The organism is Nocardioides thalensis (assembly GCF_013410655.1).
Lineage (GTDB): Bacteria > Actinomycetota > Actinomycetes > Propionibacteriales > Nocardioidaceae > Nocardioides > Nocardioides thalensis.
Genome location: NZ_JACCFP010000001.1, coordinates 2,051,988 through 2,067,711, shown reverse-complemented (window position 1 = coordinate 2,067,711; position 15,724 = coordinate 2,051,988). Strand labels below are relative to the sequence as shown.

22 protein-coding genes are annotated in these 15,724 nt (G+C 72.2%); 11 read left to right on the top strand and 11 right to left on the bottom strand.

Annotated features, from left to right (window positions below; all coding sequences use genetic code 11):
• The first annotated feature begins 178 nt into the window (after nucleotides 1-178).
• Nucleotides 179-1,156: an alpha/beta hydrolase gene (locus tag HNR19_RS10200; RefSeq protein ID WP_343047140.1), complete on the top strand. Its 978-nt coding sequence runs from the start codon at nucleotides 179-181 to the stop codon at nucleotides 1,154-1,156.
• A 10-nt stretch (nucleotides 1,157-1,166) separates the two neighbouring features.
• Complete coding sequence (locus HNR19_RS10195; protein WP_179667818.1) at nucleotides 1,167-1,529, top strand: hypothetical protein; 363 nt, start codon at nucleotides 1,167-1,169, stop codon at nucleotides 1,527-1,529.
• Nucleotides 1,530-1,533: 4 nt separating this feature from the next.
• On the opposite strand, the gene HNR19_RS23150 is transcribed toward HNR19_RS10195, so the two are convergent.
• Together HNR19_RS23150 and HNR19_RS10185 are read right to left on the bottom strand one after the other, a co-directional pair.
• Nucleotides 1,534-2,082, bottom strand: coding sequence for a DUF4190 domain-containing protein (locus HNR19_RS23150; RefSeq protein ID WP_179667817.1), 549 nt, complete (start codon nucleotides 2,080-2,082; stop codon nucleotides 1,534-1,536).
• Entirely contained in the window at nucleotides 2,079-2,876 is a 798-nt protein-coding gene (locus HNR19_RS10185) for an ABC transporter ATP-binding protein (protein ID WP_179667816.1), read from the bottom strand. The genes HNR19_RS23150 and HNR19_RS10185 overlap by 4 nt, the downstream gene beginning before the upstream one ends.
• A gap of 35 nt (nucleotides 2,877-2,911) precedes the next feature.
• On the opposite strand from HNR19_RS10185, the gene HNR19_RS10180 reads away from it, so the two are divergent.
• A complete protein-coding gene (locus tag HNR19_RS10180; protein ID WP_179667815.1) occupies nucleotides 2,912-3,646 on the top strand; it encodes a hypothetical protein in 735 nt (244 codons plus the stop codon).
• Nucleotides 3,647-3,679: 33 nt separating this feature from the next.
• Complete coding sequence (serB, locus tag HNR19_RS10175; protein WP_179667814.1) at nucleotides 3,680-4,897, top strand: phosphoserine phosphatase SerB; 1,218 nt, start codon at nucleotides 3,680-3,682, stop codon at nucleotides 4,895-4,897.
• An 11-nt stretch (nucleotides 4,898-4,908) separates the two neighbouring features.
• On the opposite strand, the gene HNR19_RS10170 is transcribed toward serB, so the two are convergent.
• On the bottom strand, nucleotides 4,909-5,424 hold the full coding sequence (locus HNR19_RS10170) for a histidine phosphatase family protein (RefSeq protein ID WP_179667813.1): 516 nt from the start codon (nucleotides 5,422-5,424) through the stop codon (nucleotides 4,909-4,911).
• A 46-nt stretch (nucleotides 5,425-5,470) separates the two neighbouring features.
• Here HNR19_RS10170 and HNR19_RS10165 point away from each other — a divergent pair, with 46 nt between their 5' ends.
• Nucleotides 5,471-6,184 carry a TMEM164-related integral membrane acyltransferase gene (locus HNR19_RS10165; protein ID WP_218910203.1) on the top strand — a complete coding sequence of 238 codons (714 nt, stop codon included), beginning with the start codon at nucleotides 5,471-5,473 and terminating at the stop codon, nucleotides 6,182-6,184.
• Here HNR19_RS10165 and fabI read toward each other — a convergent pair.
• The 3 genes from fabI to HNR19_RS10150 all read right to left on the bottom strand — a co-directional run bounded on the left by fabI (nucleotide 6,129) and on the right by HNR19_RS10150 (nucleotide 7,954).
• Complete coding sequence (gene fabI, locus HNR19_RS10160) at nucleotides 6,129-6,908, bottom strand: enoyl-ACP reductase FabI (protein ID WP_179667811.1); 780 nt, start codon at nucleotides 6,906-6,908, stop codon at nucleotides 6,129-6,131. The two genes, HNR19_RS10165 and fabI, sit on opposite strands and share 56 nt — an antisense overlap.
• Nucleotide 6,909: 1 nt before the next feature.
• A complete protein-coding gene (locus HNR19_RS10155; protein WP_179667810.1) occupies nucleotides 6,910-7,647 on the bottom strand; it encodes a 3-oxoacyl-ACP reductase FabG in 738 nt (245 codons plus the stop codon).
• A gap of 94 nt (nucleotides 7,648-7,741) precedes the next feature.
• Nucleotides 7,742-7,954: a dodecin gene (locus HNR19_RS10150; RefSeq protein ID WP_179667809.1), complete on the bottom strand. Its 213-nt coding sequence runs from the start codon at nucleotides 7,952-7,954 to the stop codon at nucleotides 7,742-7,744.
• A gap of 68 nt (nucleotides 7,955-8,022) precedes the next feature.
• Here HNR19_RS10150 and HNR19_RS10145 point away from each other — a divergent pair, with 68 nt between their 5' ends.
• From HNR19_RS10145 to HNR19_RS10135, 3 genes are read left to right on the top strand one after another with little or no spacing between them, the layout of a single operon-like run.
• Nucleotides 8,023-8,316 carry a DUF3099 domain-containing protein gene (locus tag HNR19_RS10145; RefSeq protein ID WP_179667808.1) on the top strand — a complete coding sequence of 98 codons (294 nt, stop codon included), beginning with the start codon at nucleotides 8,023-8,025 and terminating at the stop codon, nucleotides 8,314-8,316.
• Entirely contained in the window at nucleotides 8,309-8,518 is a 210-nt protein-coding gene (locus tag HNR19_RS10140) for an acetone carboxylase (protein ID WP_179667807.1), read from the top strand. Before HNR19_RS10145 ends, HNR19_RS10140 begins: the two co-directional genes overlap by 8 nt.
• A 4-nt stretch (nucleotides 8,519-8,522) precedes the next feature.
• Entirely contained in the window at nucleotides 8,523-9,221 is a 699-nt protein-coding gene (locus HNR19_RS10135) for an alpha/beta fold hydrolase (protein WP_179667806.1), read from the top strand.
• Between the two features lie 21 nt (nucleotides 9,222-9,242).
• Here HNR19_RS10135 and HNR19_RS23495 read toward each other — a convergent pair whose 3' ends face one another.
• Nucleotides 9,243-10,709, bottom strand: coding sequence for an HNH endonuclease (locus HNR19_RS23495; RefSeq protein WP_179667805.1), 1,467 nt, complete (start codon nucleotides 10,707-10,709; stop codon nucleotides 9,243-9,245).
• On the opposite strand from HNR19_RS23495, the gene HNR19_RS10125 reads away from it, so the two are divergent.
• Nucleotides 10,710-11,291: a hypothetical protein gene (locus HNR19_RS10125; RefSeq protein WP_179667804.1), complete on the top strand. Its 582-nt coding sequence runs from the start codon at nucleotides 10,710-10,712 to the stop codon at nucleotides 11,289-11,291. It abuts the gene before it with no gap.
• 6 nt (nucleotides 11,292-11,297) lie between these two features.
• On the opposite strand, the gene HNR19_RS22700 is transcribed toward HNR19_RS10125, so the two are convergent.
• From HNR19_RS22700 to moaA, 3 genes are all read right to left on the bottom strand, one after another.
• Entirely contained in the window at nucleotides 11,298-11,516 is a 219-nt protein-coding gene (locus tag HNR19_RS22700) for a helix-turn-helix domain-containing protein (RefSeq protein WP_179667803.1), read from the bottom strand.
• Nucleotides 11,516-12,130: a hypothetical protein gene (locus HNR19_RS22695; protein ID WP_179667802.1), complete on the bottom strand. Its 615-nt coding sequence runs from the start codon at nucleotides 12,128-12,130 to the stop codon at nucleotides 11,516-11,518. Before HNR19_RS22695 ends, HNR19_RS22700 begins: the two co-directional genes overlap by 1 nt.
• Nucleotides 12,131-12,217: 87 nt before the next feature.
• Nucleotides 12,218-13,210, bottom strand: coding sequence for a GTP 3',8-cyclase MoaA (gene moaA, locus HNR19_RS10110; RefSeq protein WP_218910606.1), 993 nt, complete (start codon nucleotides 13,208-13,210; stop codon nucleotides 12,218-12,220).
• Nucleotides 13,211-13,259: 49 nt separating this feature from the next.
• Here moaA and HNR19_RS10105 point away from each other — a divergent pair, with 49 nt between their 5' ends.
• Entirely contained in the window at nucleotides 13,260-14,078 is an 819-nt protein-coding gene (locus HNR19_RS10105) for an SURF1 family cytochrome oxidase biogenesis protein (RefSeq protein WP_343047139.1), read from the top strand.
• A gap of 15 nt (nucleotides 14,079-14,093) precedes the next feature.
• Here the strand turns inward: HNR19_RS10105 and HNR19_RS10100 are convergent, their stop codons facing one another.
• Nucleotides 14,094-15,266, bottom strand: coding sequence for an MFS transporter (locus tag HNR19_RS10100; protein WP_179667800.1), 1,173 nt, complete (start codon nucleotides 15,264-15,266; stop codon nucleotides 14,094-14,096).
• A 79-nt stretch (nucleotides 15,267-15,345) separates the two neighbouring features.
• Between HNR19_RS10100 and HNR19_RS10095 the strand changes: the two genes are divergently transcribed.
• Nucleotides 15,346-15,705, top strand: coding sequence for a MerR family transcriptional regulator (locus tag HNR19_RS10095; RefSeq protein ID WP_179667799.1), 360 nt, complete (start codon nucleotides 15,346-15,348; stop codon nucleotides 15,703-15,705).
• Nucleotides 15,706-15,724 lie beyond the last annotated feature (19 nt).

The window sequence follows — 15,724 nt, the reverse complement described above, 5'->3', positions numbered from 1 at the left end:
CTCTCGGGCTGAGAGAAGGGTCGACCCCGGGGCCGCGTCAGCCCCGAGACAAGCCTTCGCGCGGTGTTCCCCCCAGCCCGCCATTCCTACCGGGTCCGGCGCGGCCGGTGCGAGAGGCCTGCGGAGTGGCGTGGGTCACATTTCGGCGGCGCCCGGCCGTCGGTGGCACACTGCCGTCGTGACCGAGGAACTGATGCGCAAGGCGGTCGTCGACGTGCTCGGGGAGCCGTGGGTCGCCGAGACCATCGAGCTCACGCCGGACGACGAGGGCGAGGTCGTCGCCACGCTGGTGCACCACGAGGCCGCCGAGCCCACCACCCGCGCGATGCTGCACGTCCACGGGTTCTCCGATTACTTCTTCCACACCGAGTACGCCGCCTGGTGGATCACGCGGGGGCACACGCCGTACGGGCTGGACCTCCGCAAGTACGGCCGGTCGATCCGGCCGCACCAGACGCCGACCTGGGTTACCGATCTCGAGCACTACTTCGAGGACCTCGACGCCGCTTGGGAGCGGATCACCGAGCGCGACGGCCACAGCGAGGTGGTGCTCTCCGCGCACTCGACCGGCGGCCTCATCACGTCGTTGTGGGCCGACGCGCGCAAGCCCGCCGAGCTGGCCGGGCTGGTGCTGAACTCGCCGTGGCTCGACCTCCAGGGCCGGGCCGCGCTGCGCACCCCGCTCGCCAACGCCGCGATCGACCGGATCGGCCGGCTCCAGCCGCGGCGCGAGATCGGCCGCGACGTCAACGGCTTCTACCCGCGCAGCCTGCACCGCGACCACGAGGGCGAGTGGGAGTTCTCGCTGGACTGGAAGCCGCTCGGCTCGTACCCGGTGCGGTTCGGCTGGCTGCGCGCGATCCGCGCCGGCCACGCACGGGTGCACAAGGGGCTCGACGTGCAGGCGCCGGTGCTCGTGCTGTCGTCGGACAAGTCCGGCTTCGCGCGGGAGATGGACGAGCGGGTCCACACCCGCGACATCGTGCTCGACGTCCGGCAGATCAAGCAGTGGGCGTCGTCGATCGGCCGCCACGTGACCTACGTGCAGATCCCCGGCGCGATCCACGACGTCGTGCTGTCGCGCAAGCCCGCGCGCGACACGGCCTACGACGAGATCGAGCGGTGGTTCAACACCTACGTCGAGGTCGCCCACTAGTCTCACGGCCATGGACCCCGTGACTGGCCTCTCCCTCGGCCGCATCGCCATCGGCATCGGCTCCCTCTTCGCTCCCGCGCAGTCCGCACGGCTGCACGGGCTGAAGAGCACCGACGAGCAGCTGACCTACTTCCAGCGGATGTTCGCGGCGCGCGAGATCGCGCTGGGCGCCGTGACCCTCGCGGCCTCCGGCACGACCCGCCGCAACCTGGTGCTGGCCGGCATCGCCGTCGACGGCGCCGACGCGCTCACCGGCGCGGCCGGGCTGAGGTCGAGGTCGTTCCCGGTCCTGGCCGGCGCCCTGCTCGTCGGCGGAGCGCTCGGCGCGGTCGGCTCGGGCGTCGCGGCGCTCGTCGGCAGCCGCGCAGGCTAGAGAGTCAGGGCGTCGAGCAGAACGGGTAATCCGGGTCGCTGCTCGGGCAGCTGGTGTCCCACTCGTTGGCGATGATGATGCCGAGCGCGATCCAGCCGATGATCGCGAGCGCGAACACGATCCAGCCGACGATGACGCCGGTCAGCGCCATCCCCCGGCCGCCCGCGCTGGTGCGCTTGATCTGCCGCAGCGACACGTGGCCGAGGATCGCGCCGACGAGCCCGATGATGCCGCCGAGCCCGTAGCAGAAGCACCCGACGAGCCCGACCAGGCTGGTCACCATCGCGCCGATGGCCATGCCGTTGGTGGGGTTGGGCGCCTGGTAGGGCACGCCCACACCGACGCCGTACGCGTTGGGCTGGCCGGCGGAGGCGCCGTACGGCTGGTAGACCGGGTACTGCTCGGTCGGCGGCGGTGACGGCTGCTGCGGCGCGGGACCGGGCGGCGGGGGCACGTCTGCCGGCGGACCGGGCGGCTGCAGGTCGTCGCCCGTGGGCCGATAGGGCTGCGTGTCGTCGGGGTCGGAGCCCCACGGTGGCGGCGGGTTGGTCATGACACGTGCCTCCTCCGGCGTCGGGCCGCCCAGCGACCGTCGTCGTGCTCGAGCTGGAGCGGCATGCCGAACGTCGCCGACAGCGACTCCGGGGTGAGCGTCTCCATGATCGGTCCGGCGTCGACGACGGCGCCGTCGCGCAGCATCAGCACGTGGGTGAACCCCGGTGGGATCTCCTCGACGTGATGGGTCACCAGCACGGTCGCCGGCGAGTCGGGGTCGTAGGCGAGCACCGAGAGCGTCGACACCAGGTCCTCGCGCCCGCCGAGGTCCAGGCCGGCGGCCGGCTCGTCGAGGAGCAGCAGCTCAGGGTCGGTCATCAGGGAGCGGGCGATCTGCACGCGCTTGCGCTCGCCCTCGCTGAGCGTGCCGAACACACGGTCGGCCAGGTGGGTGACGCCGAGCTCACGCAGGAGCGACTCGGCACGCTGGTGGTCGACGTCGTCGTACTCCTCCCGCCAGCGGCCGAGCACGGCGTACGACGCCGAGACCACGAGGTCGCGCACCTTCTCGTCGCGCGGGATCCGCTCCGCGACCGCCGCGCTGCTGACGCCGATGCGCGGCCGCAGCTCGAACACGTCGACGGTGCCGAGCAGCTCGCCGAGGATGCCGACGGCGCCGGAGGTCGGGTACAGCTGGGCGGCGGCGACCTGGAGCAGGGTGGTCTTGCCCGCGCCGTTGGCGCCGAGGACGACCCAGCGCTCGCCGTCCTTGACGACCCAGGTGATGCGGTCGATCAGGGTGGCCTGTCCTCGTCGCACGGTGGCTTCGGCGAGCTCCAGGACGGCTGACATGGAGGTAACCCTATCCAGCGTTAGGGTCGGCACACATGACGACCTCGGCCTCCCTGCTGCCCGTGTCCGGGCGCCTCGCCTGGTGGGCGACTGCCTGGCTGCGCGGGCTGGTCGGGCCGGACGACCTGCTGGACGCCGTCCTGGCCGGCGACGTGACCCACGTGGTCGCCGGGGCAGAGGGTCCGACCGGGCTGGTGCCCGCCCTGGCCGCGGCCCGGGCGGGCGGCGCGGACGCGGTCGGCGCGGCGTTCCCCGTCTCCGGGGACCCGGTGGCGCTGCGCGGGCCCCGGGAGTTCACGGGCGCCGCGATCGACGCGGGCGAGGCCGTCGTGCTGCTCGGCGCCGGCGCGGGGTGGGTGCCGCGCGCCGTCGGCCGAGCCGTCGAGTGGGACACCTACACCGTCGACCGCCGGCCGCCTCCCGATCTCGGCGAGGCCGACCGCGGGCTGCGCGCCGCCGTGCTCGCGACAGCCAACGACCTCGCGCGCCTCGACGTCGCGCGGTGGCGACCCGAGGTCGCCGACGCGCTCCACGACCTCCGTGCCGGCGAGCCGGTCTCGGCGCCGCCGGGTGTGCCGACACGGTGCCTCGACCTCGCCGGGCGTGCGCTGCACCTCGGCTGGGTCGTCGACCTGGCGCTCGACGACGAGGGCGCGGCCGTCAGCGCGTCGGAGATGTCCGCCCGGCGCGACGCGCTGCTCCCCCTCGAGCGGGCGGTGCGACACGCGCTGACCGCGGCGTGCTCGCCCGACGGCTGGCCACCGGCCTGACCGGGTCGCTCAGGACCGATAGCCTCACCCGCGATGAACCAGGCGACCGACGACGACACCCTCCTCATCACGCTCACCGGCAAGGACCGGCCCGGCGTGACCTCGGCCGTCTTCGGCGCGCTGGCGCACGCGGGTGTCGCCGTCGTCGACATCGAGCAGATCGTGGTCCGCCGGCGGCTGGTGCTCGGCGTGCTCATCACCCCGCCCCGCGACGTGAAGAGGCTGCGCCGCGCGGTGGAGCAGGTCGCCGAGGACCTGGGCATGTCGGTCGACTTCGACAAGGGCAGCGGTGACAACCGGTCGCGCCGTGCGGGCCGCGCGCACGTCACGGTGATCGGCGCGCCGTTGAAGGCGTCGGCGATGGCGGCGGTCGCGGGGCGCATCGCCGACTGCGGCGGCAACATCGACCGGATCGAGCGGATGGCGCGCTACCCCGTCACCGCGATCGAGCTCCACGTCTCCGGCGCGCCCTCCGACCGGATGCGCGCACTGCTCGCCACCGAGGCGGCGCACCACGGCATCGACGTCGCGGTGCAGGCGGGCAACATGCTGCGCCACGGCATCCGGCTGATCGTGATGGACGTCGACTCCACGCTGATCCAGGGCGAGGTCATCGAGATGCTCGCGGCCCACGCCGGCTTCGAAGCCGAGGTCGCGACCGTGACCGAGGCGGCGATGCGCGGGGAGCTCGACTTCGAGGAGTCGCTGCGCGCCCGGGTCAAGCTGCTTGCCGGGCTCGACGCGAGCGTCCTCGACCAGGTCTACGACGCGATCGTCGTCAACCCGGGAGCGCGGACCCTGGTCCGCACCCTTCGACGGCTGGGCTACCGGTTCGCCATCGTCTCCGGCGGCTTCAGCCACATCACCGACCGGCTGGCCGCCGACCTGGGCATCCACTACTCACGCGCCAACGAGCTCGAGATCGTCGACGGCAAGCTCACGGGCGAGGTCGTCGGCGAGGTCGTCGACCGCGAGGGCAAGGCGCGCGCCCTGCGCGAGATCGCGGCCGAGATGGGCATCTCGGAGGCGCAGACCGTCGCGATCGGCGACGGCGCCAACGACCTCGACATGCTCGAGGCCGCGGGGCTGGGCGTCGCCTACAACGCGAAGGCCGTGGTCCGCGACGCGGCCGACACCGCGGTGAACGTGCCCTACCTCGACACGATCCTCTACCTGCTGGGGATCACCCGCGAGGAGATCGAGGCGGCCGACGCCGAGGCCGGCATCGTCACGCCCGCTCCCCCGGTCTGACGCGGCACGGCTCAGTCGGCGCGGGCGACCTCGAACGCCCGGAGGGTGGCGCTTCCCGGGCCGACGCGCGCCCACGGCACGGCGATGTCGAAGACGGTCACCGCCGAGGTGGGATAGCCCAGCACCAGGCTGTCGACCGCCTCGGCAGGCCCGTCACCGTCGTCGAGCAGCTGGGCCAGCATCCCCACGGTCGGGTTGTGGCCGATGACGAGCAGGGTGGCCACCGACTCGTCGGTCGCGGCGATCAGGTCGAGGATCGTGTCCTCGTCGGCGCCGTACAACGCCTCGTCGAACTCCGGAGTCGTGCTCCACCCCGCCGCCTCGGCGATCAGCTGCCAGGTCTCGCGGGTGCGCGCGGCCGTTGACACCAGGGCGACGTCGGGCGTGATGCCGAGCTCGGCGAGCCGCGTGCCGGCCACCTTCGCGTCCTCCCTGCCGCGGGGCGCAAGCACCCGCTCGGCGTCGCTGGCCGCGTAACCCTCGGCCTTGGCGTGCCGGATGATCACCAGGCGATGGAGGCTGTCCACGCGTCGATCGTAGGGGGAAGGGGTGGCCCCGCGTCACACTGACCTCGTGGAGCACTACGGGGTGACGCACTGGGTGCCGCTCGCGATCTTCGTCGCCGGGCTGTGGCCGGTCGTGCGGCTGGGCCGGGCGCACCGGGCGACGGAAGGGCCCACCCGGTTCTCCCGAGCCTGGGCGCTGCTGATCCCGGCCGTCACCGTGCCGTTCCAGCTGGTCGACCTGACGACGAACTTCGACCTCGGCGTCTCGCTGCCGCTGCACCTGTGCGACCTGACCTGGGTGGTCGCCGCCTGGGCGCTGTGGACCCACCACCGGTTCCCGGTCGCGCTCACCTGCTTCTGGGGACTGACCCTGACCACCCAGGCCATCGTGACGCCCTCGCTCGGGGAGGACTTCCCGGAGCCGCGCTACGTCGCGTTCTGGTGCCTGCACCTGCTGATCGTGTGGGCCGCCATCTACCTGGTCGTCGGCCTCGGGCTCGTGCCGTCGTGGCGCGACTACGCGGCCGCGGTGGGCGCCACCGTCGCTTGGGCCGCGGCGACGTACGTCTTCAACGTGGTCGCCGACACCAACTACGGCTACCTCGTCGAGAAGCCGTCGACGGGCTCGATCCTCGACCTGCTCGGGCCGTGGCCGTGGTACGTCGCCGCCGAGATCGCGCTGGTGGCGGGCGTGTGGGCGCTGCTGACCCTCGCGCTGGGCCGGCTCAGGCGCCCATCGCGTGGAAGCCGCCGTCCACGTGCAGGATCTCTCCCGTCGTAGCCGGGAAGAGGTCCGACAGCAGCGCGCACACCGCGCGGGCCGTCGGCTCCTGGTCGGCGTTGTCCCAGCCCAGCGGAGCGCGCGTCTTCCACATCGTCTCGAGGTCCTCGAAGCCCGGGATCGCCTTCGCCGCGAGCGTGCGCAGCGGGCCCGCGGACACCAGGTTGACGCGGATGCCCTCCGGGCCGAGGTCGCGCGCGAGGTAGCGGGAGCACGACTCCAGGCCCGCCTTGGCGACGCCCATCCAGTCGTAGACCGGCCACGCGACGCTGGCGTCGAAGGTGAGGCCGACGACCGAGCTGCCGTCGCCGAGGAGCGGCCGGCACGCCATGGTGAGCGACTTCAGGGAGTACGCCGACACCTGCACGGCCTGCGCCACGTCGTCCCAGGGACCGTCGAGGAACTTGCCGCCGAGGAGGGTCTCGGGGTTGCCGTAGGCGATGGAGTGGACGACGCCGTCGAGGCGGGCGTCCTCCCCCAGGTGCTCGCGGACCTGCGCCGGCAGACCGGCGAGGTGCTCGGGGTCGGTGACGTCGAGCTCGAGCACCGGCGCCTCCGCCGGCAGCCGCTTGGCGATCCGCCGGGTGATGCGCAGCGCCTGGCCGAAGTTGCTGATCAGCACGGTCGCGCCCTGCTCCTGGGCGAACTTCGCGACCGCGAATCCGATCGAGGTGTCGAGCGTGACACCGGCGACGAGGACGAACTTTCCGTCGAGGATGCCCATCTCAGTGCCCCATCCCGAGGCCGCCGTCGACCGGGATGACGGCCCCGGTCACGTACGCCGCTGCGTCGCTGGCGAGCCAGGTGACGGTGCCCGCGACCTCGTCGGGGTGTGCGTAACGCCCCAGCGGCACCTGGTCGCGGATGCCTGCCTTCTGCTCGTCGGTCAGGACCGCCGTCATGTCGGTGTCGACGTAGCCGGGCGCCACCACGTTGGTCGTGATTCCGCGCGGTCCGAGCTCGCGGGCGAGCGATCGTGCCATCCCGACCAGGCCGGCCTTGGACGCGGCGTAGTTGACCTGGCCGGGCGAGCCGAGCAGCCCGACCACGCTCGAGATCAGGATGATCCGGCCGCGCTTGAGGCGCAGCATGCCCTTCGCCGCGCGGCGGGTGACGTTGTAGGTGCCGGTGAGGTTGGTGGCGAGGACGTCGTCCCAGTCGTCGTCGCCCATCCGCAGCAGCAGGGTGTCGCGGGTGATGCCCGCGTTGGCGACGAGCACCTCGACGGGGCCGTGCGCCTCCTCCGCGGCGGTGAACGCCGCGTCGATCGCCGCCCGGTCGGTGACGTCGGCCTTGAGCTCCAGCGCCCCGTCCGGCGCGCCGCCCGCCCGGGTCGTGACGGCGACCCTGTCGCCCTGGGCGATGAAGGCCTCCGCGATCGCGCGGCCGATGCCGCGGTTGCCGCCGGTGATGAGGACACTCCGGCCGGAGGCCGGTCGTTCAGGGCTGCGAGGTTCGGTCACGTCTCCCGACGCTAATGGCGTCGCGGGTCGGTTCTCGCTCCCGGCACCCCGCAACTTCGGCGGCCGGGTTTGTAGGGGTCCTACAAAGCGCGGGTCAGTCGTCTTCCAGGCGGAAGCCGACCTTGAGGCCGACCTGGAAGTGCTCCACCTGGCCGTCCTTGATCTGGCCCCGGACCTGGGTCATCTCGAACCAGTCGATGTGGCGCAGGGTCTTGCCGGCCCGTTCGACGGCGTTGCGGATCGCCTGGTCGATGCCGTCGGGCGAGGTGCCGACGATCTCGGTCACACGGTAGGTGCGGTTCGTCATACCCGCAGCGTAGTCCTGCCCGGGTGCTCGGCCGCCGTGGCGTCGGCACGGGAGCGTAGGCTGGCCGCATGGCCGACGTACCGATCCGCATCACCACGGCGGGGTCCAACCCGCAGGCGGACCTGGCGCGTCGCCAGAAGCGCTACATCATCTCGATGGCGGTCCGCGCCCTGTGCTTCGTCGGCGCCGTGATCGCGGGCATGGCCGGCGTCAACTGGCTGTGGCCGATCCTCATCGCGGGGGCGCTGATCCTCCCCTACGTCGCCGTCGTGATGGCCAACGCCAACGACAGCCGCGCCTCCTCGCTCCCGCTCATGGACGCCGGCGACGCGCAGCGCCAGCTGGGGCAGCGGCGTGACTGAGGCCACCGCGACCGAGCCGGACATCTGCTCGTCGAAGGGCTGCCGCGCGCCCGCGGCCTGGCAGCTGTTGTGGAACAACCCGAAGCTCCACACCCCCGACCGGCGCAAGGTGTGGCTCGCCTGCGACGACCACCGGGAGTCGCTCGAGAAGTTCCTCGGGGCACGGGGGTTCCTCAAGGACACGGTCGCGCACGAGGGCTGACCCCGTGGGAGAGATCGACGGCGTCTGGTGGTCGTCGGAGGGCGCCGGGCGAGCGGTCGTCGTCCCGCTGCTCAACGTGGACTGGCGGGAGATCGACCTGTCGGCCCTGACCGGGCGGTTCCGCGTGGTGATCGTCGCGCCGCCGGGCTTCGGCCCCAGCCCTCGACCTGGGTCGTACGACGGGTCGCAGCTCGTCTCGGACGTCGCTCGGGTGCTGGATCGGCTCGAGGTCACGTCGTACGCGACCTTCGGGTACTCGATGAGCGGCGTCATGGCCGCTCGGCTCGCCTACGGCGACCCGCGGGTCGCCGCGGTCGCCTGTGGCGGCTTTCCGCTCACGGCCGACCTGTCGGGTATGGGGCAGCGGGCGCGCCGCCGCAACGCCGAGGCGCGACAGTCCGCGCCGGACTGGGCAGAGCTGGTCGAGGCCTACGACCCCGAGGCCGCGGTCGCCTTCTGGGACGACGTCGCGGCGTTGCCGCCCGCGGCGCTGGCCGACATCGCCTGCCCGATGCGGGCCTGGTGGGGCGAGGAGGACGGCCTCCTGGCCTCGATGCTGGCGCCCGACCGGCTTGCCGCCGACCTGGAGCGCCGCGGCATCCCGTACGACGTGGTGCCCGGGCTCGACCACGACGGCATGCTCGACCGGCTCGATCTCGTCCTGCCCTCGATCGCGGACTGGCTCGACGACCAGTTGTCGTAGGCCCGCCGGTGCCGGCGCCGCTCAGCCGGCGAGCATGTAGTCGTCGATGGTGACGCGCAGTGTGCGTTCGATCTCGGAGATCCAGTCGGGCCGGGCGGGTTCGGGCAGGGGTGGCGCGTGGGACCGATAGCGGTGTCCGGTGGGTGTAATGGTCTCGACGCCGCCGGGGCCGGTGTCGATGGGTGTCTGATGCCAGCCGGGTGCTTGCTTGGCGTGGTTGCAGGCCTCGCAGGTGCCCTGCCCGTTGTCGGCGGTGGTCGCACCGCCCTGTTCGACCGGGGTGATGTGGTCGATGTGCCTCACGGGTGCGTCGCACCGGGGGTTGGCGCAGGTGCTGTGGGTCTTGAGCTTGAGGAGCTCGGCCAGGCCCTGGGGGAAGGTGCGCTGCTTGCTGGTCATGGCGACCAGGCGGCCGGTGGTGTCGGCGTAGAGGCGCCGGATCCAGTTGTCGAGATCCGAGCTCTGCGCGAGGGCATGGGCGGCGAGGAGTCGGGCGATCTCGGCCGGGATGGTCTCGGTCTCCAGGAGTGCGGGTTCGTTGCCGCCGACCAGGGTGGTGTCGGCCATGACCAGATTGATCCCGACCGGCACCGCCGGCGGGGTCTCGCCGTCGTTCATCGGGACGCCGGTGATCCGGGACACGAGCAGGTCGGACATCAGCTGGCCCTTGGACCGCGGGTCACCGGCCGCTTGCAGGCTGGCTGCGTCACGGGTCAGGGCGGCGTAGACGGAGACGCCCTGGGCGACTGGCAGCAGGGTGGTCAGGTAGGTCATCGTGTCCGGTGCCGGCCGCAGCGACACGTGCCGGTCGGAAACCGCGTTGGCTCGGCGCCGCACGACGGCGGCGGGATCGAGCTCGCAGACCAGACGCCGGACCTTGCCGACCAGCTTGCGAGTTCCCAGACCCTCCAACGCCTCGGGGCCGGCGAACAGCGCCTCGTCTGCGACTGCCCTGTCGTCACGATCGAGACAGGCCAGCTCGCGGGCGGCGAGCATCGCGCGGAACTCGTTGAGCGTGCCGTCCTTGAGCCGGGCCAGCAGGTGCGGGGTGTCCGCGCGCATCGACTTGGCAAACCCCAACAGTGCCTGGCCGCGGTGCGGGGATTCCTTGCGCGCCAGCGCTATCTCGGCGGCGACACCCCGCCCCTGGCGGCGGGCCGGCACGCCTTGTGCTGCCTCCGCGGACCGGCGCGCGGCGTCGTACGAAACGGTGGCCTCGGCCTGGATCGCGCAGATCGAGGACTTCAGCTCCTCCAGCTCGGCGATCAGCGAGACCTTCTCGGCCGGGTCGCCCGGGAGCCCGCCAGCGACCAGTGCGGCCCGCAGATCGGAGATCTGCTGCGCTGAGAGCGTGGTCCTGGAAGCCATGCTCCATTCTATCGAACATTTGTTCGATCTGGCACGAGCGGCCTGCCGCCTTGTGGAACCGAACCCCGCCAGGTCGACCGATCGGCAGACGTACCTACGCCGGGCCTTTACCTTTCGCACATGCGTCTCGTCACCCTCGCCCTCGCGGTCCTGCCCGCAGTCATGTCCGCATCCCTGCTTGCGCCCGCCAGTGCCGAGACCGTCTCCGACAGCGATCCGCGGCACGACGTCGTTCGCTACGACGCGGACACCCTGGACGACGAGGGCACCCCGGTGTCCGGAAAGGCCAGGGTCGACATGGTCCGCCACCGGTTCTCGTACGGCGGGAAGCGGATCCGCGTGGTACTCCGGCTGAACGACCTCCGGCGCACCAAGCGGGTCACCTGGCTCGGCGTACCGCTCCAGTGGAACACGAACGGCGAGTTCGGCTACGCCGAGATGGGCGTCGTCTTCCGACGCAACGGACCGGCGAAGGGGCGAGGATGGTTCGAGAGCGGGGACGCCGACGACTGCACCGTCGACCATGACGTCGACTTCCGGGCCGACCGCGTCAGAGTCGCTATCCCGGCGACCTGCCTGGGCTCCCCGCCCGCGATCCGCGCCTACGCCATCGCCTACACGGTGACGAACGACTCGATCTTCGTCGACACGTCGCCGGACAACCCGCTCGGCGGTACCGGGGTGCGCATCAAGCAGGGGTAGGAACGGCTATCCCACGTCGAGCAGGTCCCCGGGCGCGCACTCCAGGACGTCGCAGATCGCGGTCAACGTGGAGAACCTGATGGCTCGCGCTCGGTTGTTCTTGAGCACGCTGAGGTTGACCACGGTGACCCCGATCGCCTCGGCCAGCGCGGTCAGGGTCATGCCCCGCTCCTCGAGCAGCTCGTCCAGCCGACAGACGATCCGGTGCTCTTCCTCGACGGGCACTACACCAGCCCCTCGGTGTCGTGCGCAAGGCGTCGGCCCTCGCCGAACGCCTGGCCGAACGCGGCGAGCAGTGCCGCGACGAGGAACCACGGGATGTTCTCGAACCACGCCCCGACGAGGAGGATGCGCGGATGGCCGCTCTCGCCGACGGCCGCGGCGTGGAACACGCCCAGGTCGGCAACGGTCGACAACACGGGGTGCAGCACCGCTGCCGATGCCACGGCGACGGCAGCGACACGAAGATTGCGGACCGACGTTGAACGAAAGGGCAGCCTGAGCTCGACGTCGATCACCACGAGGAATACTGCCCATGCGGCCGTCAGCAGCGCGCCCCCGAGCAGCAGATTCGGCAGCTCGTTGATCAGCACCAATCCGACACTCGGATCGTCCAGCCCCGCGTTGCCGTCGTAGCGCCAGCGAACCCAGGCGCCCTCCGCCACGCTCACGGCGTCGCCGCCGTACTCGCGTTTGGGTCCAATCTCGACGTCGCGGCCGACGGTGCCTCGCGTCACGATGTTGTAGACCGCAAGCACGAGACCCACCGCACCGCTGAGGACCACTACGCCGAGGAGCCCTCGGGCGAAGAAGGTCGAGGGGTTGAAGCGGCGTGCCATGTGGCCTCCCTGGTCCGGGTGGCCGCGCCACCGACTTATCGACAAACGATAATATCGCTTATCGATATGTCGCGCAGCGGATCGCCGCTACCCCCCGATGGCCGACATCGGCCGGTCCGGCTGCAGGAAGCTGGGGTCGTCGATCCCGTGTCCGGGCAGCTTGCCGCGCATGGCGACCAGCCACCGCTGGGCGAGGTCCTCGTCGGTGGCGCCCGCGCGCATCGCGCCGCGCAGGTCCGACTCCTCCCGCGCGAACAGGCAGTTGCGCACCTGGCCGTCGGCGGTGAGCCGCACCCGGTCGCAGTCGCCGCAGAACGGCCGCGTCACCGACGCGATGACGCCGACGGTGGCCGACCCGCCGTCGACGAGGAACAGCTCGGCGGGTGCGCTCCCCCGCGGCTCCTTTGCGGGCGTGAGCTCCACGTCGCGCTCGAGCGCGGCGATGATCTCCTCGGCCGTCACCATCTCCTCGCGCGACCACCCGTGCTGGGCGTCGAGCGGCATCTGCTCGATGAACCGCAGCTGGTAGCCGCGGTCGAGGCACCAGCGCAGCAGCTCGCCGGCCTGGTCGTCGTTGACGCCGCGCAGCAGCACCGCGTTGACCTTGATCGGCCCGAGCCCGGCGGCCTCCGCGGCCGCGAGCCCGGCGACGACGTCGTCGAGCCGGTCACGGCGGGTGATCTCCTGGAACGTCTCGTCGCGCACGGAGTCGAGCGAGACGTTGACGCGGTGGAGGCCCGCCTCGGCGAGCGAGCCGGCCACCCGGGCGAGCCCGATGCCGTTGGTCGTGACCGACAGCTCCACCGATGGATCGATCGCATGGACCCGCCCGACGATGTCGACGAGGCCCCGCCGTACCAGCGGCTCACCGCCGGTGAAGCGGACCTCCCGCACACCCAGGCGCTGCACCGCGACGCCGATCAGCCGCACGACCTCGTCGTCGGTGAGCTGGTCGTCGCTCGGCATCCACTCCAGCCCCTCGGGAGGCATGCAGTAGGAGCAGCGCAGGTTGCAGCGGTCGGTCAGCGAGACCCGGAGGTCGGTCGCGACCCGTCCGTAGCGGTCGGCCAGCGGCAACATCTGCACCCGCCCAGCATAGGCACGCGAGGTTTCCCTAGGGTTGGTCCTCGTGGGTGAGTGGCTGGCGTCGTGGCGGTTCCTGCTGAGCCGACGCTGGATCCTCTTCTTCGTCGCGATCATCGTCGTGGGCGCCGCGACGTGGTGGCTCGGCGAGTGGCAGTTCGGCCGGCTCGACGACCGGCGCGACCGCAACGCGGTGATCGAGGCCAACGAGAACGAGCCGCCGGCCCCGGTCGCCGAGGTGCTCGCACCGGGCGAGGACGTCGAGGCCACCGAGGAGTACCGGATGGTCACGGCCACCGGGGAGTACGACGTCGAGGACACGATCGTGGTGCGCTACCGCACCCGCGACGGCGTCGGCGGGGTCGACGCGGTGGTGCCCCTCGTGACCGAGGGCGGTACGGCGCTGCTCGTCGACCGTGGCTGGATGGCCACCGACAATCGCGCGATCTCCCCGGACGAGCTGCCCGCTCCCCCGCCCGGCGAGGTGACCATCACGGGATGGGTGCGCGCCGACGGCACCGGCGACAGCACCGAGGTCACCGACAGCTCGGTGCGCGCGATCTCGAGCGAGGCGATCGGCGAGGCCCTCGACCGAGAGGTGTACGGCGGGTTCGTCGAGCTGCGGTCGGAGGACCCCGAGCCGGAGGAGCCGCTCGAGCCCGCCCCCGAGCCGGAGCTCGACGAGGGTCCGCACTTCTTCTACGGGCTCCAGTGGTGGTTCTTCGGGATCCTCGCGCTCGGCGGCTTCGGCTACCTCGCGTGGGACGAGCGGAAGCACGGGCCGCGGGGCGAGCGGCGGAGGGCGGCCCGGACCGCGGACGACGAGCCCGCCACCCGACGCGGCCCGTTCAGCCGGAGCCGCTGACCGACGGCAACCCCGTCACCCGGCGTCGCGGGCCGACCGCGACGCCATCGCCAGCGGCACCGCCGCCAGCGCCGCCAGCGCCGCGGCCCACAGCGGCACCGCGACCACGTCCGCGACGGCCGTGACCGCGCTGCCCAGTGCGGCGCCGAGCGCCAGGCCGAGGTTCAGGACCGTCATCACGATCGCTCCGGCCTGGTCGCGGAAGCCGGGCGACGCCTGCGCCATGACCCTGCTCTGGAGAGCGACCGGGAACAGGCCCACGAGGACGCCCCAGACCGCGGCGACCACCCAGTACGTCGGACCGAGCGCGAGGCCGGCGAGGCTCGCGACGAAGAGCGCCGCGGACACGGGGTACGCCGCCCCGGGCCACCGGTCGACGACCTGACCCGACACGAGCGTGCCCACGAGCCCGCCGACGCCGAGGACCAGCAGCATCGTCGGCACCGCGCCGTCGCCGACGTGAGCCGCCGTCAACGGCGCGACGAAGGTGAAGACGGCGAAGTGCCCGACGAGCACCAGCCCGCCCGCGATGGCTGTCAGGAGCACCGGCTTCGCCGAACGGTCCCAGCCACCCGTGGCGGCTGCCGGCGCGGCCGACCGGGGCGCATCGGGCACGACGGTCCACACGACGGCCGCGACCACGACCACCACCACGGCGAGCGACGCGAAGAGCGGGCGCCACCCGACCGCGTCGGCGACCGCCGCCCCGGCAGGCAGACCGACCAGGCCCGCGAAGGTGGGCCCCGCCAGCACCACCGCGAGGGCACGGCCCACCTTCGAGGGATCCACCAGCGAAGCGGCGTAGGCGACGACGACCGCCCAGAACAGGCCGTGCGCCCCGGCGGCCGCGATCCTGGCCCCGATGGCGAGGGCGAACGTCGGCGCGAGCGCGGTGCCGACGTTGGCGGCGGCCACGACCACCATCGCGCCCACGACGAGCGTGCGGCGCCGTACGGCCGACGTGCTCCTGACCAGCAGCAGGCTGGTCAGCACGATCGTGAGCGCCCACGCGGTCACCAGGAGGCCGCCGGCCGCGGTGGAGACCCCGAGGTCGCGGCTCATCGTCGGCAGCACGCCGGACGGCATCAGCTCGGTCGTGACGGTGGCGAAGGTGGCGAGCCCGAGGGCCCCCAGGGCCAGCCACGGCGTGGCCGTGACGGGGGTCGGAGCAGCAGTCTGGATGGTCATGAAAATGACGGTAGACTTTGACATCGGTGTGAAGGTCAAGCCCTGATCGTCACCCGATTTCCCGGCCCCGGAGGAACCCATGCGCATCGGCGAGCTCGCCAAGCGGACCAACATCTCGACCCGGATGCTGCGCTACTACGAGGAGCAGGGCCTGCTCGCCTCCGAGCGGGCCGCGAACGGCTATCGCGAGTACGTCGAGGCCGACGTGGAGCGGGCGACGACCGTGGCCAGCCTCATCAGCTCGGGCCTGACGACCGACCTGGTGCGGATCGTGCTCTCGATGGACGACCACGCCGACGAGTGGACCCCCACCTGCTCCCGGACCTTCGCGGAGCGGCTGAGCCGTGAGCTCACCTCGATCGAGGACAAGATCGCGTGCCTGACCAAGAGCCGCGCGGCCGTCCGCGGCTACCTCGAGCAGGTCACGGTGACCGCCTGACCCTCGGGCTCCGCCGGTC